The sequence below is a fragment of the Streptomyces sp. NPDC004838 genome, from assembly GCF_053600955.1.
Genome location: NZ_JBSGAW010000010.1, coordinates 160,829 through 180,882 on the forward strand (window position 1 = coordinate 160,829; position 20,054 = coordinate 180,882).

At 72.1% G+C, this 20,054-nt stretch carries 15 protein-coding genes, 1 tRNA gene and 1 pseudogene; 11 read left to right on the top strand and 6 right to left on the bottom strand.

All coding sequences use genetic code 11. The features are described from left to right. Positions 1–214 precede the first annotated feature (214 nt). Complete coding sequence (locus ACWEFL_RS14325; RefSeq protein WP_451711500.1) at positions 215–868, bottom strand: histidine phosphatase family protein; 654 nt, start codon at positions 866–868, stop codon at positions 215–217. A gap of 237 nt (positions 869–1,105) precedes the next feature. On the opposite strand from ACWEFL_RS14325, the gene ACWEFL_RS14330 reads away from it, so the two are divergent. The 4 genes and pseudogenes from ACWEFL_RS14330 to ACWEFL_RS14345 all read left to right on the top strand — a co-directional run bounded on the left by ACWEFL_RS14330 (position 1,106) and on the right by ACWEFL_RS14345 (position 6,369). Next, positions 1,106–2,002, top strand: coding sequence for a phosphatase PAP2 family protein (locus tag ACWEFL_RS14330; RefSeq protein WP_451711501.1), 897 nt, complete (start codon positions 1,106–1,108; stop codon positions 2,000–2,002). Beyond that, positions 1,914–3,032 (top strand): annotated as a pseudogene (locus ACWEFL_RS14335) (hypothetical protein); the annotation flags it as partial. The gene ACWEFL_RS14330 and the pseudogene ACWEFL_RS14335, both read left to right, overlap by 89 nt. Positions 3,033–3,352: 320 nt before the next feature. Then, entirely contained in the window at positions 3,353–5,038 is a 1,686-nt protein-coding gene (locus ACWEFL_RS14340) for a hypothetical protein (RefSeq protein WP_451711503.1), read from the top strand. Continuing rightward, positions 5,035–6,369, top strand: coding sequence for an AAA domain-containing protein (locus tag ACWEFL_RS14345; RefSeq protein ID WP_451711505.1), 1,335 nt, complete (start codon positions 5,035–5,037; stop codon positions 6,367–6,369). Before ACWEFL_RS14340 ends, ACWEFL_RS14345 begins: the two co-directional genes overlap by 4 nt. Positions 6,370–6,447: 78 nt before the next feature. Here the strand turns inward: ACWEFL_RS14345 and ACWEFL_RS14350 are convergent, their stop codons facing one another. Beyond that, positions 6,448–7,869 (bottom strand): tetratricopeptide repeat protein, encoded by a 1,422-nt coding sequence (locus tag ACWEFL_RS14350; protein WP_451711508.1) that lies wholly within the window; start codon positions 7,867–7,869, stop codon positions 6,448–6,450. Between the two features lie 232 nt (positions 7,870–8,101). On the opposite strand from ACWEFL_RS14350, the gene ACWEFL_RS14355 reads away from it, so the two are divergent. After that, on the top strand, positions 8,102–8,665 hold the full coding sequence (locus ACWEFL_RS14355) for a hypothetical protein (protein WP_451711645.1): 564 nt from the start codon (positions 8,102–8,104) through the stop codon (positions 8,663–8,665). A gap of 119 nt (positions 8,666–8,784) precedes the next feature. Beyond that, positions 8,785–9,657 carry a spermidine synthase gene (locus tag ACWEFL_RS14360; protein ID WP_451711510.1) on the top strand — a complete coding sequence of 291 codons (873 nt, stop codon included), beginning with the start codon at positions 8,785–8,787 and terminating at the stop codon, positions 9,655–9,657. A 174-nt stretch (positions 9,658–9,831) separates the two neighbouring features. Here ACWEFL_RS14360 and ACWEFL_RS14365 read toward each other — a convergent pair whose 3' ends face one another. After that, positions 9,832–10,440 (bottom strand): hypothetical protein, encoded by a 609-nt coding sequence (locus ACWEFL_RS14365; RefSeq protein WP_451711511.1) that lies wholly within the window; start codon positions 10,438–10,440, stop codon positions 9,832–9,834. Between the two features lie 133 nt (positions 10,441–10,573). Between ACWEFL_RS14365 and ACWEFL_RS14370 the strand changes: the two genes are divergently transcribed. The 3 genes from ACWEFL_RS14370 (at position 10,574) to ACWEFL_RS14380 (ending at position 14,521) form a co-directional block, all read left to right on the top strand. Next, on the top strand, positions 10,574–11,269 hold the full coding sequence (locus ACWEFL_RS14370; protein ID WP_451711514.1) for a response regulator transcription factor: 696 nt from the start codon (positions 10,574–10,576) through the stop codon (positions 11,267–11,269). Between the two features lie 23 nt (positions 11,270–11,292). After that, complete coding sequence (locus tag ACWEFL_RS14375) at positions 11,293–12,723, top strand: sensor histidine kinase (RefSeq protein ID WP_451711517.1); 1,431 nt, start codon at positions 11,293–11,295, stop codon at positions 12,721–12,723. A gap of 289 nt (positions 12,724–13,012) precedes the next feature. Beyond that, positions 13,013–14,521: a cellulose binding domain-containing protein gene (locus ACWEFL_RS14380; RefSeq protein ID WP_451711520.1), complete on the top strand. Its 1,509-nt coding sequence runs from the start codon at positions 13,013–13,015 to the stop codon at positions 14,519–14,521. A gap of 645 nt (positions 14,522–15,166) precedes the next feature. Here ACWEFL_RS14380 and ACWEFL_RS14385 read toward each other — a convergent pair. The 3 genes from ACWEFL_RS14385 to ACWEFL_RS14395 form a co-directional block, all read right to left on the bottom strand. After that, positions 15,167–15,239: transfer RNA gene (locus ACWEFL_RS14385), tRNA-His, on the bottom strand. Between the two features lie 156 nt (positions 15,240–15,395). After that, on the bottom strand, positions 15,396–15,998 hold the full coding sequence (gene orn, locus ACWEFL_RS14390; RefSeq protein ID WP_451711521.1) for an oligoribonuclease: 603 nt from the start codon (positions 15,996–15,998) through the stop codon (positions 15,396–15,398). Between the two features lie 9 nt (positions 15,999–16,007). After that, positions 16,008–17,228, bottom strand: coding sequence for a helix-turn-helix domain-containing protein (locus tag ACWEFL_RS14395; protein ID WP_451711524.1), 1,221 nt, complete (start codon positions 17,226–17,228; stop codon positions 16,008–16,010). 1,320 nt (positions 17,229–18,548) lie between these two features. Between ACWEFL_RS14395 and ACWEFL_RS14400 the strand changes: the two genes are divergently transcribed. Together ACWEFL_RS14400 and ACWEFL_RS14405 are read left to right on the top strand one after the other, a co-directional pair. Further along, a complete protein-coding gene (locus ACWEFL_RS14400; RefSeq protein ID WP_451711527.1) occupies positions 18,549–19,070 on the top strand; it encodes a universal stress protein in 522 nt (173 codons plus the stop codon). 331 nt (positions 19,071–19,401) lie between these two features. Then, positions 19,402–19,971: an acetate uptake transporter gene (locus ACWEFL_RS14405; RefSeq protein WP_451711529.1), complete on the top strand. Its 570-nt coding sequence runs from the start codon at positions 19,402–19,404 to the stop codon at positions 19,969–19,971. Positions 19,972–20,054 lie beyond the last annotated feature (83 nt).

Below are 20,054 nucleotides of genomic sequence, written 5' to 3' on the forward strand. Positions count from 1 at the left end.
GCGCAAGAGGGCGGGTGACGCGAGCGGAGGGCCGGGCTCCGCGGCCTTTCGTGTGGCGTTTCCCACGTCTCGGGCGCGTACCCGGGCGACGGAAGCGGGCCGGGGGCGCAGCCCTGGCGCCGTTCGGGGCGCGCGCAGGCTCCACGGCGGTGCGTGCGGGGGCTTCCCGGCGGCTCGCCGCAGGCTCTACAGCGGCGCGCGGGTAGCGATGGGCTCAGCCGCCCGCCTCGACCCCGTCCGCCCCGTCCGCCCCGCCCGCCCCGTCCACCCCACCCTCCAAGTGCGCCGTATCGTTCCAGCGTTCCACCGCGGGCGCGCCGTAGGACCAGCCCAGCACCGACAGGGACGTCGGATCGAGCTGAATCCTCGCCGCGAACGACGGATCCAGCGACAGCCACCTCACCCCCAGCACCCGCAGCACATGCCCGTGCGCGAAGAGAAGGACGTCCCGGTCCTGGGACCGTACCCACTCGATGACCTCGTCCGCCCGCGCCGCCACATCCGACAGCGCCTCGCCGTCCTTGACGCCGTCCCGCCAGATCAGCCAGTCCGGGCGGCTCACCGCCCGGATCTCCGGCGGCGTCAGGCCCTCGTACGCCCCGTAGTCCCACTCCATCAGCGCGTCCCACGCCTCGGCCCGGTCCCCGAACCCCGCCAGCTCACACGTCTGCGAAGCCCGGACCAGCGGACTCGTCCGCACCTCCACGTCCGGCAGCCCCGACCACGGCGACCTCCGCAGCCGCTCGCCCAGGAGCTTCGCGCCACGCCGCCCCTCCTCCAGCAGGGGGATGTCCGTCCTGCCGGTATGCCTGCCGAGCAGGGACCATTCGGTCTGGCCGTGCCGGACGAGCAGGATGCGCGGTGCCATGTCGCAAATCTCCCTGGAGTCAATGGGGTGAAGAGGAATGCAAGCGGGGTGCGAGGGGTTCGGATGAAAGGTCGGACGGGTGCTGAGCCCCATCATCGTTCACTCCGGAGCGAGGCAACCTCCGGCACGATCGCGGCGTCCCTGTCTAGGTCGGCACCCACTGACCGAGCGCCGTCCCTTACACCGTACGGTTGGACGGTGGCCGCCGACCGCCGGGACACTAGGGGGAACGTTCGGATGCCGTACATCACCACCGGTCGCCGACCACGCTGGTGGAGCGAGCTGTTGCTGATCGCGGTGGTCTACGTCGCGTACTCGGCCGGCCGGCTCTTCGCCCGCGGCGATGTGACCACCGCGGTGGACAACGGCCTCGCGATACTCCGGGCCGAGAAGGCGATCTTCCTGAACGCGGAGACCCCCCTCAACCGTTTCTTCACCGACAACCCGCTCATCGGCGTCCCCGCCGACTTCTTCTACGCCTCACTGCACTATCTGGTCACCCCGGCCATCCTCATCTGGCTCTTCCGCAGCCGCCCCCTCCGCTACCGCGCCGCCCGCACCTGGCTGATGATCTCCACCCTGCTGGGCCTCGTCGGCTTCACCCTGATGCCCACCTGCCCCCCGAGGCTCCTGGACGCCACCCACGGCTTCGTCGACACGATGGCCCAGTACAGCGCGTACGGCTGGTGGGGCGGCGAGGCGAGCGCGCCGCGCGGCATGGGCGGACTGACCAACCAGTACGCGGCCATGCCGAGCCTGCACGTCGGCTGGGCGCTGTGGTGCGCGGTGATCCTCTGGCGGCACGGGCGCGGCCCGCTGACGAAGTCGCTTGCCGTCGCCTACCCGCTCGCCACCACCGTCGTGGTGATGGGAACCGCCAATCACTACTTCCTCGACGCTGTCGCCGGAGCTGTCGTGATGGGCGTCGGCGCGCTGCTGACCCGCCCCGCGATGCGGCTCGCCGACCGCGTTCGGAAGCGGTTCTCCCCGACCCCGTCCACCGGGAAGTCCCCGATTGTCGGTGCCGGATGCCAGACTTCCACGGGTGAGCGAATCCCTGGACAGCGGACCTCCTCCGCAGGCACCACCCCGTCCGCAGGCGCGGACGACAGCACTCCGGCAGCGGCTCGCTGAGCTGCGCGGCCCCGCCGCGCGCCCCCGTCCGCTCGACGCGCGGGCGCTGGCCGCCCTCGCGGCCAATCCGGGATGCGACCGGCGCGCGCTGCTGGACGGCGCCGGGGTGGACAAGGCGGCGCTCGCGGCGGCCCTCGGCTCACCGGGCGGTTTCGGCCAGTCGCAGTTCGCGTTCATGCGCGGCAACGCCTTCGAGGCGCGGGTGAAGTCAGACGGCGGCGCGGAGCTGATGCGGCTGCTGGGGGTGGACGGCGGCACCGGATTCAGCGTCCCCGATCTCACGGCGGCGGGCCCCGAGGGCCGTGCGGCGCGGACCGCTCTCGCCCTGCGGGACGCCACGGCCGCCGGGGAGTGGACCCTGCTCGACCATCCGCTGCTCGCGCTGGAGGTCGCCGGTTCCCCCGCCTATCTGGAGCCGGACGCGGTGGTCGTCGCGCCCGACGGCCGGTGGACGGTCGTCGAGATCAAGTCCTTCCCGATGATCGACGCGTCCGCCGACGCGGCGAAGGTGGGCGCCGCCGCCCGCCAGGCCGCGGTCTATGTACTGGCCCTGGAGCGCACGGCCGAGGTCACCGACGGCGCGCGAGTCGCCCACAGCGTGCTGCTGGTCTGCCCCAAGGACTTCTCCAATCTGCCGACCGCTTCCGTCGTGGACGTGCGCAAACAGCTGTCGGTCACCCGCCGCCAGCTGGCCCGGCTGACCCGTATCGAGGACATCGCCGCCGCGCTGCCCGAGGGCGTCACCTTCGAGCCGGACCGTTCGCCACAGGAGCTCACGGCCGCCGTGGAGTCCGTGCCGGCGGCGTACGCCCCCGAGTGCCTCGCCGCCTGTGACCTGGCGTTCCACTGCCGGGACCGCGCCCGGCGCGCGGGCGCGGTCGAAACCCTCGGCCGCTCGGTGCGCGGCGAACTGGGCGGCCTGACGACGATCGGCGACGTACTGGCGGCGGCCCGCGGTACGGCGGGCGACCCCGGCGACCCCGCGGTGGCGGCCCTGCGCCGGGCGGCGGCTCTGCGCGCGGAGGCGCTGGGCGACTGGCGCGCGGATGGCGGGGACGGTGTCGGCGGAGGCAGTGCCGGTGTCGGCGGTAGCGGAGCCGGTGGGGACGGTGCTGTTGGAGACGGTGTCCCCTGCCAGGTCTCGCCGACGGACGAGGCGCGAGGGTCGAGGCGGAGCCCCGTCACCGGCCGGGCCGAAGAGCCCGCCATGAGCGGCCCGCAGAGTGCGCGGGGGAGCGCGCGGACGGCGTCCTCGGCCGGAACCGCAGGCTCCGGCACGCCTTCCGGAGCATCCTCCGCCGCCCCTGACGTCTCCCGTGCGGCGACTTCCGGGACTTCGGGGGCCGCCGTATGTCGCTGATCTCCACCCTCGCCCGGCTGGAGGCCGTTGAATCGGGCCGGGCCCAGCCCCTGGCGACCGTACGGCACCGCCATCTCTCCGACCGTCCGCTCGTCCTCGTACCGCTCACGACGGCCGGAGAGGCCGGAGCGCCGCTGGGCGCGCTCGTCGGAACCGACCGGGACGCGCCACGGCTGCTGACCGTGGCCCAGCCCCGCGACCGCGATCTGCGCTTCGCCTTCCTCGCCGAGCTGGCCGACGCCGTACTGCCGTATCTCGACGGGTACGGGGACGACATCGAGCTGGTCGAGCGGAAGGAGACGGAACCCGAGACCGGCAAGCGCGTCACGGTCGAGGCCGAACTCTGCGCGGACGCCCCCCAGCTGATCGTGCCGGGACGGGCGGGCATCGAGTTCGTACGCCTCCTCGGACGGTCGATGCGGTTCCGCCGCACCGCCGAGCAGGACCCCGACGCCGCCTACCCCGCCCCGCCGCGCGTCCCGCTCCTCGGCCGCTGGTTCACCCACTACGGCGAACGGGCACGGGTCCCCGGAGCCTCGCTGCTGCTGGCGGCGACCGATCTGCTGAACCGGCACTGGGCGACCGGCCAGTCCTCGCTGGAGGACCAGCACCTGGGCGCGCTGCTCGCCTGGATCCAAGACGGGGACCGTGTGCCGGACGCCCCGGACGCCCCGGACGGGCTGAACCCGTCCGGTGAGCCGGGCGAGCGGGGCGTTCCCGCCGCGCGGTCCGGGCAGCGGCTCTCCGGCGCGGAGGCCGCGCTCCGCGCGGAACTGGGCAGGGACGCGCGCGGCCAGCTGCTCTGCCCGCCCGCGGGCCCGGCCACCGACCCCGCCTTCGACAACCGGCTGCTCGCCCCCGCCGTCGAAGCGTACGACCGGGTCCGCGCGAAGCTCGGCTCCGCGGAGGACGGCACCGAGGCGGACGCCTGGCTCGGCCGGCTCTCCCTGGCCGAGCGGGAGATACGCCGACTCCTGCTCACCCAGATGGAACCGACCTGGCACGCGGTGTGGAGCGCCGTCGACATCCTGCGCGAGCTGCCCGAAGGCTCCCGAGTGGCCGACCGCTGGACCCGTGACCGCTGGTCCTTCACCGCCCACCGCGACCGGGTGCGCGCCGGCGAGCCCCCGCAGCCGCGCCGCGACGACGCCGTCACGGCCGCGCGCAAACTCGCCTCGCGCGAGACCGCGCAGGCACAGCTGGAGGCCCAGGAGGCGCTGGACGATCCGCTGGTGCTCGCGGGACGCAGACTCGCGGGCGAGGCGTTCATCGGCGAGGTGACCGAGGTCGTCATGGCCTGGACCGAGTCCAAGAGGCCCTCGCCCAGGCCCCTCGTCACCGTCCGCACGGACGACCGCCCGCGGCTGGGGGAGCGGATGAAGGTCTACCGCTCGCTGGAGGGCAAGCCGCAGTCCGCCGAGTTCGTCGAGTACGTCGGCTCCGAGGCCGACGGCGTACTGGTGCTGCGGATCACCGACCGCATGGGCCGCGCCAAGGACCCGGTGGAAGGGTCCGTGCCGGTCAAGGGCGACCGCATCGCCTGGACCCTGTTCGAGCACGATCAGCGCGGTGGGCCGAAGCTGCCGGAGCCGGAGGACACGCCGTGGACCCACGGCGGCCCGCCCGGCACAGCGGCGGAGGACCCGGATCCCGTCACCCCGGAGGACATCCTGTGACCGAGTTCGATCCCGCGGCCGAGGCGGCCCGTGCCACGGAGGCGATCCTCGCCGACACACTCCACGGCGGCTCCGACGGCGTCGTCGTGGACTCGCCGCCCGGCGCCGGGAAGTCCACCCTCGTCGTCCGGGCCGCACACGAACTGGCCGCGGCCGGGCGGCGGCTGATGGTCATCGCCCAGACCAACGCACAGGTGGACGACCTGGTTGTCCGTCTCGCCGAGAAAGACCCCGAACTCCCCGTGGGCCGGCTGCACAGCAACGACCCCGACCCGTACGACAAAGCGCTGGACGAGCTGCCCGGCGTCCGCAAGTCCGCGAAGGCGGCGGATCTCGCGGACCTCGGCATCGTGATCTCCACCGCCGCGAAATGGGGGCATGTGCAGGGCGTCGAGCCCTGGCCGCACGCCATCGTGGACGAGGCGTACCAGATGCGCTCCGACGCGCTCCTCGCCGTCGCGGGCCTCTTCGAACGGGCGCTGTTCGTGGGAGATCCGGGCCAGCTGGACCCCTTCTCGATCGTGGGCGCCGACCAGTGGGCGGGGCTGTCGTACGACCCGTCCGCGAGCGCGGTCTCCACGCTGCTCGCCCACAACCCGGACCTGCCCCAGCACCGGCTGCCCGTGTCATGGAGGCTGCCCGCCTCGGCCGCGCCGCTCGTCTCCGACGCGTTCTATCCGTACACCCCCTTCCGCAGCGGCACCGGCCACGGCGACCGGCTCCTCTCCTTCGGCGTGGCACCGGACGGCTCGGCGCACGACCAGGTCATCGACGAGGCGGCCCGGTCGGGCTGGGGCCTGCTCGAACTCCCCGCCCGCCGCACCCCTCGTACGGACCCCGGGGCGGTACGGGCGGTGGCGCTCGTCGTCCGCCGCGTGCTGGACCGAGGCGGCGTCGCGACGAGTACGGCGGGCGGCGAACCGACACCCGTCACCGCCGACCGGGTCGCGGTCGGCACGGCCCACCGCGACCAGGCGGCGGCGATTCGCTCGGCCCTCGCCGAACTGGGCGTCAGGGGCGTCACCGTCGACACGGCGAACCGCCTCCAGGGCCGCGAGTTCGATGTCACGGTGGTCCTCCACCCGCTGTCCGGCCGCCCCGACGCCACGGCCTTCCATCTGGAGACGGGCCGGCTCTGCGTGCTGACGTCCCGGCACCGGCACGCGTGCATCGTGGTCTGCCGGGCCGGAGTCGCCGAACTGCTGGACGAGCATCCGTCGACGGAGCCGGTGCGGCTGGGGGTGACGGTGAAGTTCCCGGACGGCTGGGAAGCGAACCACGCGGTGCTGGCCCGCCTCCAAGAACACCGCGTCCGCGCCGCCCCATCCTGAACCTCTCCAGCGCCCGCCGGGTCGGGGCGCTGCCCCGACCCCCCGCGCCTCAAGCGACGGCGGAGCCGATCCGATCCGCTACGCCCGGCCCGCCGACTTCCCCCGCCGCGACAGGAACTCCGCCACCCCCGCCACCTCCCTGTGCCTCTCCAGAACCCGGGCCGCTGACGCCAGCATCGACTGGATACGGGAGGACCGGACCCCTTCCAGCAGATCCAGCACCCGCTGGCCCGCGGAGGCCGCCTCGTCGGGGACGCCGCCATGAGCGAGGGACGTCATGAGTTCGGCGTGGTACAGCGCGAGGTTGCGGGTGAAGCGGCGGTCCTGAAGGGTCGCCGCACGGCGGGCGTGGCGGGTGGCGCGGGGCCACTCGCGGAGGGTCACCCAGCACTGGGCCTGAAGAAACTCCAGCTCGGGCTCGCCGAAGAAGGACATCCACTCCGGATCCGCGTCCGCCGCGCCCTTGCCGAAGTACGCGTGCGCCCGGCCCAGCGACTGCTCGCACCCCGTACGGTCCCCGAGCCCCGCCCACCCTCCGGCCTCCCGCAGCGACAGCAGCGCCAGCTGCCGCGGGGACCCGAGGTCACGCGCCGCGCGCTGGGCCGCCTGCGCCGCGCGGACCGCCTCCCGGTGCCGGCCGGTGTCCCGCGCGAGGAAGGACGCGTTGGAGAAGGCGTGCGCCTCCAGCGCCGGATCACCGGAGACCCGCGCGGTCGCCAGCGCCTCGGCATAGTGCGAGCGGGCGTCCTGCACCCGGCCGGAGTCATGCGCCAGCCAGCCGACGGAGATGGCGAGTTCACCCGCCCCGGAGTGGAGCCGTTCCGACGTCGCGCGATGAGCCGTGACGCCCGAGTCGAGGAGCGCGTACGCCGCCCGCAGCGGCTGTGCGGCCAACCGGTACAGCCCGTCCGCGCCATGCCGGTCGTCGAGCAGCCGGATCCGCCGTACCGCCTCCTCCACGGCCGCCACCTCGTTCTCGCCGACCCGGCGCCGCGCGGGCACGGAGCCGCGCGGCGGATCGGCCGGGGAGCCGGAACCGGAACCGGAACCGGGCCCGGCGCTCAGCAGGGAACCCAGCCCGCTCCCCAGGGAAGCGGTCGCCACCGCGGCGGAGCCGCCCGTCATGAATGCGCGACGCAACACGTCGCTCTCCTCGTCGCCGTCGCCGTCAGTGATGCCGAGCGCCTTCGAAGCGGGGGGCGGTACGGCCCCCCGGCCCCGCCCCCCGCCCCGTACTCGCTCCCGCGCCGTGAACCCCAGGTCCGTCAGTGCCAGACCGGGGAACATATGCAGGAAAACCCGCTCGTACGCGTAGTTCGGGCAGCGGATCTCGCCTGCCTCCACCCGCCCGATGTACCGGGCGTCGCACGAGACCTTCTCGCCGATCTCCCGCGCGGCCTTTCTCACCGCCGCGGCGAACTCCCCCGGGGAGCGCGGTCCGCGCAGCCGCCGGAAGACAAGGTTGGGAACTGCCCGTGATGCCTGTGACGACGACGCCATGGCCGAGCCCTCTCCTGGTGCAGCCGTGTTCTCGGCGACCAAGAACGTACCCGCTGTGATGGCGCATTCACACGAGGTTTAGCTACAAAAGGGATAACTCTCCCGCGATCTGCCATGAACTGCCATCCATTGCGGGGGTGTTACGCCGTAGCCCTTGACGGAATCGAGCGTTGAACTCCTTGGAGGCGCAGTACGCGTCCCTGACTGAGGAGCGAGGAGGGGATCCCCCTTGTTGGAGGTCGGCATGGAGACCAGCGCCAACGGCGGTGCCCGGACACCTGCGACAACGGAGACGACCAGGACGCCGGCCCGGCCGTCCCCACGGCAGGCACCGGCGTCGCCGGTCGCCGCCCCACCCATCAGCACCCCACCCATGAGCACCCCACCCATCAGCACCCCGCTCACGGCGCCCGCCGCGGGCGTCCCCGTATCGGCCGACCCCGGTCCCGGACCCTGCGATCTGGTGACCGTTCCCACCCGCCAGGGCCTCGAAGCCGTCGACATCCTGCGCCGTACGGCCGCCGCCCCGGCCGTCGGCCCGGTCCTGCACGACGGCGCGTGCGACACCCTCGGCTTCCTCGTGCCGCCGGGCACGGCGGACGGCTGGGACATGCCGGGCAGCGCCTGTACGCAGACCTCGGGCCGAGGACTCCGCATCCCGGCCGAGCCCCCGGTGCGCGGCAGCGGCTGGCTGCTGCCGCCCGACGACGCGGACCGCGTCACCGACCCGGAGGTGCTCCGCGAGGCGCTGGGGGAGGCGGCCCGTCTCATCGAAGCCGCGGACGGCTGCAGCTGACACCGCCGCCCGCCGCCGACACCGCCCGTCACCCCCGCCTCACGCCGTGAGCAGGTCCCGCCGGGCGCTCGCCCGCCCCCCACCGGGCGAGACGTTCCGCCCCGGCCGATAATGGGCTGATGGCGAAGAGCAAGCGGCGGGGCAGAGGCGGGGCCGACACCCCCGAAGCCGTGGTCGCGCAGGTGGACGGCGGGATCGCCGAGCTGACCCCGGACCCCGACCGCCGCCACGCCTGGACGCTGCTCGTCGACGGCGCTCCGCAGTCCCATGTGGACCTCGACGACCCGGAGTATCTGTCCTTCGAGTACCAGCGCAGGCTCGGGCACATCGCCGACCTCGCCGCCCCACCCCGTATGCCCGTCAGGGCCGTCCATCTCGGCGGCGGGGCGTTCACCCTCGCCCGGTACATCGCGGCGACCCGCCCCCGCTCCACCCAGCAGATCGCCGAACTGGACGCGGCGCTCGTCCAACTGGTGCGCACCCGGCTGCCGTTGGACCCGAACGCCCGAATACGCATACGGTCCGCCGACGCCCGCGCGGCGCTCGGCAGGATCCCGGACGGCTGGGCGGACCTGGTGATAGCGGACGTGTTCGGCGGAGCCCGGACCCCGGCGCATCTCACCAGCGCGGAGTTCCTCGCCGACGTCCGGCGCGTACTGGCACCCGGCGGGCACTACGCGGCGAATCTCGCCGACGGGCCGCCCCTCGCGCATCTACGCGCCCAAGTCGCCACCGCCGCGACCGTCTTCCCGGAACTGGCGCTCACGGCGGACCCGGCCGTACTGCGCGGCCGACGCTTCGGGAACGCGGTGCTCCTCGCCTCGGACTCCCCCCTGCCGGTCGCGGAACTCACCCGCCGCGTCGCGGGCGACCCGCATCCCGGCCGCGTCGAACACGGCAGGGAACTCCTCGACTTCACGGGCGGCGCCGCACCGGTCACCGACGCCAGCGCCCGACCTTCCCCCGCACCCCCGCCCGCCGTCTTTCGTTGATTCAGGGCCCGGTTCTCCCCCGGACTCCGTCCGGGGGACCCCCAACCAGCGCGGCCCCGCGGCGCATGTCACCGGTGCCCGCTCCCTGAACCGGCCTGATCCGAACGACGGACCCTGGACGTGGACGCCGGAAGTGCTCGCCGGCGGCACGTCGGGAACCCGGTCCGGGCGTCGCTACGGCGCGTCGCCCTCGTAGAAGTCGGCCTTCGGCGGATGCCCGTTCCAGGTGCAGAACACCGAGACCTCGCGGCCGTCCTTCATGAACGCCACCCGGATCCAGTAGGTGTCCGTCCACACCTGCATCCGCCAGCCCGCGTTGGGCGTCGCCGACGCCAACTCCGCCGAGGTGGGGCCCATGTCGAAGACGACCCGGCCGCCGTCCACCGTGTAGCCCTTCACATTCCCGTTCCCCGAGGGCTTCGCGGCCGGCGGGGTCGCCGAAGGAGGGGTCGGCTTCGCCGTCTTGCCGGGCTTGGCGCCGACTCCCTGTGTCGATGTCGGCCGGTCGGTTCTCCCGCCCGAACCGCCCGAAGTGCCAACGGAGTCAGACGACTTCGTCGGGCGCGACTTCGGCGGGGCGCTGGGCGGCCGGGCGGTGGCCGACACCTGCGGCTTCGCGCCCTGCATCGTCGGAGAGTCCGCGTTGATCGGCAGTGCGCGCGGCCGGTCGTAAGCGGTCCCGGACATCACGGTGTGAACGCCCCACCACGACAGCGTGACCGCCGCCCCGGTGGACAGCGCCCACGCCATGGCATGTACAAGTCCTCTACGCATCGGGGCCATACTGCACCACTCACCCCCTTCATGTCCTTGAGGGGACCCACCTGCTCCGGATATGGGAGCGGGCCCGGACGAGTGACCGATGCTGTGCGGTGGGTGGCGACCGATGTCCCCCACATGGCGTACGGTGCCGCCCATGGCAAGTGTGCTCGTGGTTGAGGACGACCAGTTCGTGCGCTCCGCGCTCATCCGGCACCTGACCGAGGCGACTCACACGGTACGGAGCGTCGGCACGGCCCTGGAGGCGTTGCGCGAAGTGGCGCATTTCCGTTTCGACGTGGTCATTCTCGACCTCGGCCTGCCCGATCTGGACGGCGCCGAGGCGTTGAAGATGCTCCGTGGCATCACCGATGTACCCGTGATCATCGCGACCGCGCGGGACGACGAGACCGAAATCGTACGACTCCTCAACGACGGCGCGGACGATTACCTCACGAAGCCTTTCTCCGTGGAGCATCTGTCCGCGAGGATGTCTGCCGTACTCCGCCGGTCGCGGGCTTCGGCCGGGGAAGCCCCACCTCCCCGAGTGATCCAGGTCGGCGGTCTCTCCATCGATCCACTGCGCCGGCAGGCCGAACTCGACGGCGCGTCACTCGATCTGACGCGCCGTGAATTCGATCTGCTGGCCTTCCTCGCCGGACGCCCCGGTGTCGTCGTACCCCGCAAGGAACTGCTCGCCGAGGTCTGGCAACAGAGCTACGGCGACGATCAGACCATTGACGTCCATCTGAGCTGGCTTCGGCGCAAGCTCGGGGAGACGGCGGCCCAGCCGCGCTATCTGCACACGCTCCGCGGTGTCGGAGTGAAGCTCGAACCCCCCACTGGTCGCTAAGAACACCAACGAGGACATCAACGATGAGATGGGCGCTGGTCAAGGTCTCGCTGGCCGTCACGGTGATGGTCGTGGTGGCCTTCGCCGTACCGCTGGGGCTCGTGATCAAGGAGATGGCGCGGGACAGAGCCCTCTCCAACGCCGAACGTCAGGCCGCCGCCATCGGGCCCACCCTCTCCCTCACCGTCGACCGCCGCTCGCTGGAGCGCGCCGTGCAGTCCACCCAGGCCGGAGTGGCCGGGCGGATGGCGGTGCACATCCCGCCGTCCGGCGAACCGGGCAGCCTTCCCATCGAGATCGGGAAGCCTCGGGCCACCAAGGCGGACCGTGACGTCGTCGAACGGCTCGTCCGCGCCTCCATCGCCAAGGTGCCCGGCGGCTCGGCCCTGCTCCAGCCCACCGCGATCAGCGTCGAACAGATCGTGATCGTCGAGGTGTTCGTCCCCGACGCGGAGATGACCAACGGAGTCAACACCGCATGGCTGATGCTCGCCGGCGTCGGGTTCGCCCTGATCGTCGGCTCGGTCGCCGTCGCCGACCGGCTCGGGGTCCGGATGGTCCAGCCCGCCCAGCGGCTCGCGGGCGCGGCCCATGAACTGGGGGAGGGAAGACTCGGCGCGCGCGTCCCCGAGGAAGGGCCGACCGAACTCAGATCCGCCGCCATCGCCTTCAACGCCATGGCCGACCAGGTGGTCCAACTCCTCGCCAACGAACGGGAACTGGCCGCCGATCTCTCCCACCGCCTCCGCACCCCGCTGACCGTGCTGCGGCTGAACGCGGCCTCCCTGGGCGAGGGCCTCGCCGCCGACCAGACCAGGGCCGCCGTCGAGCAGCTGGAGCGCGAGGTCGACACCATCATCCGCACCGCGCGGGAGGCCAAACCGCAGACCACGGCGGCCGGGACGGGCGTGGGCTGCGACGCTTCGGAGGTGATCCGGGAGCGGATGGCCTTCTGGTCCGCGCTCGCGGAGGACGAGGGCCGTACGGTACGGGTCGCGGGAGTCGACCGTCCCGTACGCATCCCCGTCGCCCGGTCCGACCTGGTCGCGGCGCTCGACGCCCTGCTCGGCAATGTCTTCCGCCACACGGCCGAGGGCACGGCCTTCTCGGTCGACGTCCACAACGGCGGTGACGCGGTCATCGTCCTGGTCTCCGACGCCGGCCCCGGCATCGCCGACCCCGCCGCCGCGATGGCCCGAGGCAACAGCGGCTCCCGTGACGGATCGACCGGCCTCGGTCTGGACATCGTGCGCCGGGTCGCCGAGTCCACCGGCGGTGACGTACGGATCGGCAGCTCCGTGCTGGGCGGCACGGAGGTACGGATCTGGCTCGGGCTCGACCCACGCGGCGGCGGCCGTGAGGAACGGCGGCGCGGCCACCGCGTATCCGACCGCCGCCGCACCCTGATCCCCGCCGGACGGCGCACCCGCGACGACGACGATTCCGTCATCTGACGCACCGTCGCGCGGCGCGGGTCGAGGTGTTGGCCGCCCGTTGCGCGGCGCCGGTCGAGGCGTCGGCCGTGCGGCGCGGGCCGAGGCGTCGGTTTAATCCGGTCCGATTTAATCCGGTCCGATGCAACCCTTAAGAGCGCCCTAAGAAGCTCGGCCAGTTCGCCGAAGGGGGCGCATGTCCGCTCCGGGCTCGCTAGCGTGCTGCCGCACCCCCGATTCGCACCCGACCCGAAATGAGCACACCGCACGGCTTCCCCTCCACGTTCCATGACGCAGAGACAGGCAGGCGATGGGCAGGACGACGCACCGGCGCTGGGCGAGCGGCAGGACCAAGGCGGTCTGCGCGATCGCCGCGGCCTCCGCCGTGGCCGGCGGAGCCGCCTTAACCCTGTCGGGCACCGCCCAGGCCGCCTCCGTCGGCGCCACCTACACCAGGACCGCCGCCTGGGCCGGCGGTTACAGCGGCCAGTACGTCATCACCAACGACACCGGTGAGACCGAGTCGGACTGGACCCTCGAATTCGACCTCCCCGCGGGAACCACCATCGAGTCGCTGTGGAACGGCGAGCACACCGTCGACGGCCGCCACGTCACCGTGAAGCCCGCCGACGAGAACCGTCGCCTCGCTCCCGGAGCATCGGTGACCATCGGCTTCGCCACCGCCTCCCCCACCACGGCCACGGAGGACGACCCCTCCTCCTGTCTCATCAACAAGGTCGCCTGCTCCGCCGGACCGGACCCTGCCCCGGACTCCACCGGACTCCCCACGGAGCCGCCCACCCCCGACCTCGCGCCGACCCCCACCCGGACCCAGAGCCCGGACGGGACCACGGCCTCTCCGCCCGGCCCGACGAAGACCGCCTCCCCCGCACAGACCCCCACCGCGGTGCCGCCGTCCGCCTCAACCGCCCGCTACGCGCCGTTCGTCGACGTCTCGCAGTACCCGGCGTACGACATGCTCGACACCGCCGCCAAGACGGGGGTCAAGAACTTCAACCTCGCCTTCGTCCGGGCGGGCCGGGACTGCGTGCCGCTCTGGGGCGGGAGGATCGAGCTCGGCAAGAACGGCGTCGCCGCCCAGATCAGCGCCCTGCGCGCCAAGGGCGGTGACGTCAGGGTGTCCTTCGGCGGCGGCCGGGGCTCCGAACTGGCCCTGCGCTGCACCACGGTCGACGCGCTGACGAAGGCGTACCGGAAGGTCATCGACGCCTACGGGCTCACCCGGATCGACTTCGACGTCGAGGGAAAGGGACTGCTGAACAAGGCCGCCAACGCCCGCCGCGCCCAGGCGATCGCCCGGCTCCAGCAGTCCCTTCCCGGGCTCGACGTCTCCTTCACCCTTCCCGTCAAACCGTGGGGCCTGCCCCGAGAGGGTCTCGAACTGCTGGACGAGGCCAGGCAGAACGGTGTGCGGGTCTCCACGGTCAACATCATGGCGATGGACTACGGCGACACCTACACCGACGACATGGGCCAGTACGCCATCCGGGCGGCCACGGCGACCCAGGAACAGCTCAAGGGGCTGTACGGCCTCTCGGACGCGGCGGCCTGGGAGCGTCTCGCCGTCACCCCGATGATCGGCGTCAACGACGTGGTGTCCGAGGTCTTCACGGTCAAGAACGCCGAGGAACTGGTCGCCTTCGCCCGCACGAAGAAGATCGGCTGGCTGTCGATGTGGTCCGCGACCCGGGACAAACGATGCTCCCCTGAAGAGCAGTCCGTCACCCCCAACGCGAGCTGCAGTTCGATCAACCAGCAGCCGCTCGCGTTCACCAAGGCGTTCGCCGCCTACGACTAGCCCCACCGGTTACCGGTTCCATCAGCCCCACCGGTTCCATCGGCTCAACCCGCAAGGCGAGAAGGTCCCCCTAGCCCCTCTCGCACCCCCCACCCGCGCGCCCCGGTCGGTCCCCCCCCACAACCGGCCGGGGCGCGTGACTCCTCCTCCGTCTCCGCCCGTGCGCCGAAGCGCGGCGGGCCGGCCGCCGTGGGACTCCGCCTCGGGTTCCGCGCAGGGCCGCTCGGGCCCCCGCAGCCCCGAGCGGGAGTCCCAGGCCCCTCAAAGGCCCCTCAGTCCTCTCAGGCCCCGAGCGGAACCTCCCGGGGCCCCTCAGTCCCTCTCAGGCGGTGGGGCGAACGCTCCGGACCACCCCAGTCGGCCGCGACCCGCCCGCCGCTTCCACGGCTGCTCCTTGCACACCCGGCTGCGGCATCGCGGGCACCTGCCCAGCCGCCGCCCGGCTCACGCCCCCGGCTGATCGCCCCGCCGAGAAGGGCGCGGGCCGACGGTCGGGGCCGGAGGGAGCGGCGGGCCCGGCACCGGGTGTCCCTCGGCAGGCGATCCGGGGCTGAGCCTCCACGGGTGCGGACACCGGCGTGGCCATCAGGGCAACGCGAGAGGCCGTCGATCCGCGAGAAGCGGATCGACGGCCTCTTACCGAAGGGTGAGTGACGGGACTCGAACCCGCGGCATCCTGGACCACAACCAGGTGCTCTACCAGCTGAGCTACACCCACCATGACCGGTCACTTTTCTGACCGGCCGAGAAAAAGTGTACAGGGTCCGGGAGGGTGCTCGCGCCAGGTTTTCCGCGCCGACACGACGCTCACCTCGCGTTCACCCATTCCCGCACCCCATCCGGCTCAACACGGGACCTCAAGCGGAACCCCGGCTCAGCCCGAGGGCACCACATGCTTCGCCGCGATCGCCTTCGCCGTATCCGAATCCGGGCCGGGCTGCGGTACGAAGACCGCCTCCCGGTAGTAGCGCAGCTCCGCGATGGATTCGCGGATGTCGGCCAGCGCCCGGTGGTTGCCGGACTTCTCCGGACTGTTGAAGTACGCCCTCGGGTACCAGCGGCGTGCCAGTTCCTTGACCGAGGAGACATCGACGATCCGGTAGTGCAGATGCTGCTCGAGCGCGGCCATGTCCCGGGCCAGGAATCCGCGGTCCGTGCTCACCGAGTTTCCGCACAGCGGAGCCTTCCGGGGCTCCTTCACATGCTCCCGGATATAGGCCAGGACCTGTGCCTCGGCGTCGGCGAGCGTGGTGCCTTCCGCCAGTTCGTCGAGAAGACCCGAGGCGGTGTGCATCTGCCGTACCACCTCGGGCATCGTCTCCAGCGCGGCGTCCGGGGGGCGGATCACGATGTCCACTCCGTCGCCGAGCACATTCAGTTCCGAGTCGGTGACCAGTGCGGCCACCTCGATGAGTGCGTCGTCCGCCAGCGAGAGCCCGGTCATCTCGCAGTCGATCCACACCATGCGGTCGTTCATGCGACTACTTTATGGCGCGCTCCGCTGGCCGGGCAGGCCAGGCCGCCCGTGACCTGCCGCGTACGCCCCCGCGGCGGGCTTGCCCAGCTCCGGAGGAGCGGACGGTGCGATGGCATGACCGGGCGCGCCGGGCTGACCGGGCACGCCCGGCACGGAGGTGCGTCTGGCCTGAGCCGGTACGACCGACTCCACCACCGACGTCGGTGACGGGTCGCCCTGGGGACGCCGTACCCGGTACGCGGCCCGGTACGCGGCCGGGGACGAGCCCAGCTGCCGCCGGAAGTGCCCGCGCAGCGCGACGGGCGAGCGGAAGCCGCAGCGGCCCGCGACCTCGTCCACCGAGTAGTCGGAGGTCTCCAGGAGTCGCTGTGCCTGAAGCACCCGCTGGGTGATCAGCCACTGGAGAGGCGCGCTGCCGGTCAGTGAGCGGAATCGCCGGTCAAAGGTGCGCCGGCTCATGTACGCCCGTGCCGCCAGGGTCTCCACATCGAACTGTTCATGGAGATGCTCCAGCGCCCACGAGACGACCTCGGCCAGCGGGTCCGACCCGATTTCCTCAGGTAAAGACCTGTCCAGATAGCGCTCCTGTCCGCCACTGCGCCGCGGCGGGACGACCAGTCTGCGGGCGAGCGCTCCGGCGGCTTCGGTGCCGTGATCGGTACGCACGATATGCAAACAGAGGTCGATTCCGGCCGCCGTTCCCGCGGAGGTGAGCACATCGCCGTCGTCGACGAACAGCTCCCGCGGATCCACATGGACGGACGGGTACCGCTTGGCCAGCGTCGGCGCGTACATCCAGTGCGTCGTCGCCGGGCGGCCGTCGAGCAGACCGGCCGCGGCGAGTACGAACGCTCCCGTGCACAGTCCGACTATCCGGGCGCCTTCCTCATGCGCGCGGCGCAGCGCTTCGAGCGCCTCGGGCGGTGGCGGTGACGTGATGGACCGCCATGCCGGGACGACGACGGTGCCCGCCCGGCCGATGGCCTCCAGGCCGTACGGCGCGGTGAGTTCGAGTCCGCCCGTGGTCCGCAGCGGTCCGTCCTCGCCTGCGCAGACGAGCAATCGGTACCGGGGAACGCCGGCGTCCTGGCGGTCGATTCCGAACACCGAAAGCGGTATGGAACTCTCAAAGATGGGGCCGCCGCTGAACAGCAGTACCGCGACGACTTCCCGGCGCCGGCGCCCGGAGAGCTTCCGTGCTACCTCCGGTGCGGCGGAGTCCTGACTCATGACGCTAAGCCCCCCTCGGTGTTCGCGTCTCCCCGTTCGTTTCGGGCCTTTCGCTCCTGCACTTTTCCCCTCGGTGTTGCACGAGTCCCGAGCCTTCGATACCCATGATCGAATCTACTGTGTCCCGTGGCGCCGACGTGACAAGTTCGGCATGCCCCGCTATGTCTGCATGGGAACTTGGCGCGAAGCATTCGATCACGAAGCGTTCCATCTGCAAGCCTCGCAGGGAAGTGCGTCTCGCGCGCATGGCCCGTCCCCGTAGGGTGCGGATGACGCGGTTGGCCCTTTCCCGCCTGCTGACAAGGGGGTTGGCAGGCCATTTCCCCAAGGGAGGGGCAGTGGCGCGAAGTTGGCTGAAATTATACGGGTGTCGGCATGCGAATGGGCCGGTACGCGGAAGCACACGGCCTGCTGTGACGGGCGTCTCCGTGCGCCCCCTGAGCCGTCTGTGCGCGTGGGGCGCGCGGTGTCGGCGCCACTTCCGTTCCTTCTGTTCCTTCCGATCTCACGGTCGCCGCAGTCGCCGCAGTCGCCGCGGTCTGTGGTGTCTCCGGTGCCTCTGATGTCCCTGTGGGCTCCCCGCTGCCGTCGGCCCGGTGGCGCGGGCCCGCGCGACGGTTCGCTCCGAGCGCCGGAGCGGGACCCGGAGTGCGGCCGTCACCGCGGCGAGACCGAGGGCGGCGGCTGCCGCCCCGCCCGCGGAGGTTCCGTACGCGACAAGGACGAAGGGGGCGGGCGGACAGCCGAACGCCCCAGCCGACGATGTCGCCGGCCGGGTCGGCGGCGGAGCGGTGCCCCGGCGCGGACGCGGAGGCTCCCTCGGGGCTCCGGGGTGGCGTCGGGGTGACCGAGGCGCCGACGAGAAGCGCAGCCTTCCGGTCACCGCGGCACGGAGTGCCACGGTCGCACGCGTGCGGCGCTGTGGTCGGCCGTACGCGTGGGCGCCGCTCCGGGAGGGCGATCGGGGGGTGCTCCGGCGTGGCCGAGGAGCTTTCCGTACGGCGATCAGGGCGGGCGTCTCCGGCTCCCTCGCGGGCTGTGACCGGATCGCGGCCCCCCGCCGGGATCGAGGTCCGCGGCTCGCAAGGGGCCGTATGGACCCCGCCGGACGGCTGTAAGGACCAAGTGGCATTGCCATACGGCACGGCCTCGGGCATGCTCCCTGGAACGCCCGATTGGGGCGGTGGGCCCTGGGCAGGAGGAGGAGTGTCGCCGTACCCTTACGGGTATGGCCAGGGAAGATGATTCCCGGACACGGCTCCGTTTCGTTTGCCCACCTGTTCTCCCCTCCCACTGAGGACTTCCTTCGCCGAGACACCGATGGCCGCTCACGAAATCCCAGAACCCGCGGACCGCAAGCAGGTAGCCGATCATTCGTCGGACCTGCAAGCGGCGGAAGAGTCACGCCATTCCTGCGATCCGGCCTTCCGGCACGGAGTCGTCGTCGGCTTCGACGGGTCGACGTCCAGTGAGCGGGCGCTCGCCTATGCCATCGGCATGGCGCGGCGGTCCGGCTCCGGGTTGATCATCGTGCATGTCGCCAACCGGCTGCCCACCACTGTCTGGGCCGGGTGCGAACCCCCGGTCTTCGTCGACGTGCCCGACCACCGCACCGAGGTGCTCGGTCTGGAGCTGGCCTGCGCGGACTATCTCACCGAGGTGCCGTGGATCCTGGTGGAGCGCGGTGGCGACATCTGCCATGAGCTGGAGGAGGTCGGGCGGGAGTACTCCGCCGACGCGATCGTCGTCGGCTCCACGCACGGCATCGTCGGCCGTATCTTCGGCTCGGTGGCCGGACGGCTGGCGCGGCGGGCACAGCGGCCCGTCGTCGTCATTCCCTGACGGCCGGGTCAGCTTCCCTTCGGTGCGAGCCGGCTTCCCCGCAGTACGGGTGGGGCTTCTCTTCGGCACGGTGCGGATCCGCACGGATGACCGCGCGGGTGATACGCGGTCAACTTTCGTCGTGTACACGGAAATCTACTCGTGCGTAGAGGTGAATTGTGCGCTTGTGAAGGGTACATAACGGTCGTTGGGCCGTAGTGCGAGGGCATGGCTGCTCCACCGGGAGCCGCACGCGCATCGCACGGACCTCGCACGGACCTCGCACGGGCTCGGCACGCACATCGCGCAGACAACTGCACCCATAACTGCACAGACAGGAAGGGAGCCCGCCGTGGACAACGACGTCTCCGCGGGAAGCGCTACTACTTCAACTCTCGGCCACCTCGCCCTCGGGCTGACGCTGCTGGCGTTCGGCGTCGGCACCACCGGGGTCGTCGACAACGTGTCGGCGGCGGACGCGTCCGCGCTCGCCACCTGGGTCGGCGGTGTCGCCCTGTTCATCGTCGGACTGCTCGAATTCCGCGCGGGCAACGCGGGTTCGGGCACGGCGTTCTCCGGTCTCGGCGCGTTCTGGTTCACCTGGGGGACCGGGGTCGGCGACCCGACATCGGCGGAGGCCGTGGGTCTCTTCATGCTCCTGTGGGCCCTGCTCGCCCTGACTCTCACGGTCGCGTCCGCGTCCGCGGGGCTGTTCACCCAAGGTCTGTACGGGCTCCTCACGGTCGCTCTGGTGCTGCTCGGCATCGCGGCGCTCGCGGAGAACAGCGGGCTGACGAAGGCGGGCGGCTGGGTCGCCGTGGTGACGGGGCTGGCGGCCTGGTACGGCGCGACGGCCGCGCTGGCGAAGTGGCCCATGCTGTCCGGACGCGCTGCCGGCCGGGGAGTGACGGCCACGGGCTGAGGCGGCGCAGGCCGGTGCGGGTGGCTGCGCCGGCGCCAGGGGTCCCTCGCGCGCACTGGTGGCGACGCGCGAGGGGCCTTCTG

Coding starts and splice junctions, on each gene's coding strand:
- ACWEFL_RS14340 (WP_451711503.1), top strand. CDS start 3,353: ATGTCGCTGATCTCCACCCTCGCCCGGCTGGAGGCCGTTGAATCGGGC.
- ACWEFL_RS14375 (WP_451711517.1), top strand. CDS start 11,293: ATGAGATGGGCGCTGGTCAAGGTCTCGCTGGCCGTCACGGTGATGGTC.
- ACWEFL_RS14380 (WP_451711520.1), top strand. CDS start 13,013: ATGGGCAGGACGACGCACCGGCGCTGGGCGAGCGGCAGGACCAAGGCG.
- ACWEFL_RS14370 (WP_451711514.1), top strand. CDS start 10,574: ATGGCAAGTGTGCTCGTGGTTGAGGACGACCAGTTCGTGCGCTCCGCG.
- ACWEFL_RS14365 (WP_451711511.1), bottom strand. CDS start 10,440: ATGGCCCCGATGCGTAGAGGACTTGTACATGCCATGGCGTGGGCGCTG.
- ACWEFL_RS14360 (WP_451711510.1), top strand. CDS start 8,785: ATGGCGAAGAGCAAGCGGCGGGGCAGAGGCGGGGCCGACACCCCCGAA.
- ACWEFL_RS14400 (WP_451711527.1), top strand. CDS start 18,549: ATGGCCGCTCACGAAATCCCAGAACCCGCGGACCGCAAGCAGGTAGCC.
- orn (WP_451711521.1), bottom strand. CDS start 15,998: ATGAACGACCGCATGGTGTGGATCGACTGCGAGATGACCGGGCTCTCG.
- ACWEFL_RS14350 (WP_451711508.1), bottom strand. CDS start 7,869: ATGGCGTCGTCGTCACAGGCATCACGGGCAGTTCCCAACCTTGTCTTC.
- ACWEFL_RS14325 (WP_451711500.1), bottom strand. CDS start 868: ATGGCACCGCGCATCCTGCTCGTCCGGCACGGCCAGACCGAATGGTCC.
- ACWEFL_RS14330 (WP_451711501.1), top strand. CDS start 1,106: ATGCCGTACATCACCACCGGTCGCCGACCACGCTGGTGGAGCGAGCTG.
- ACWEFL_RS14395 (WP_451711524.1), bottom strand. CDS start 17,228: ATGAGTCAGGACTCCGCCGCACCGGAGGTAGCACGGAAGCTCTCCGGG.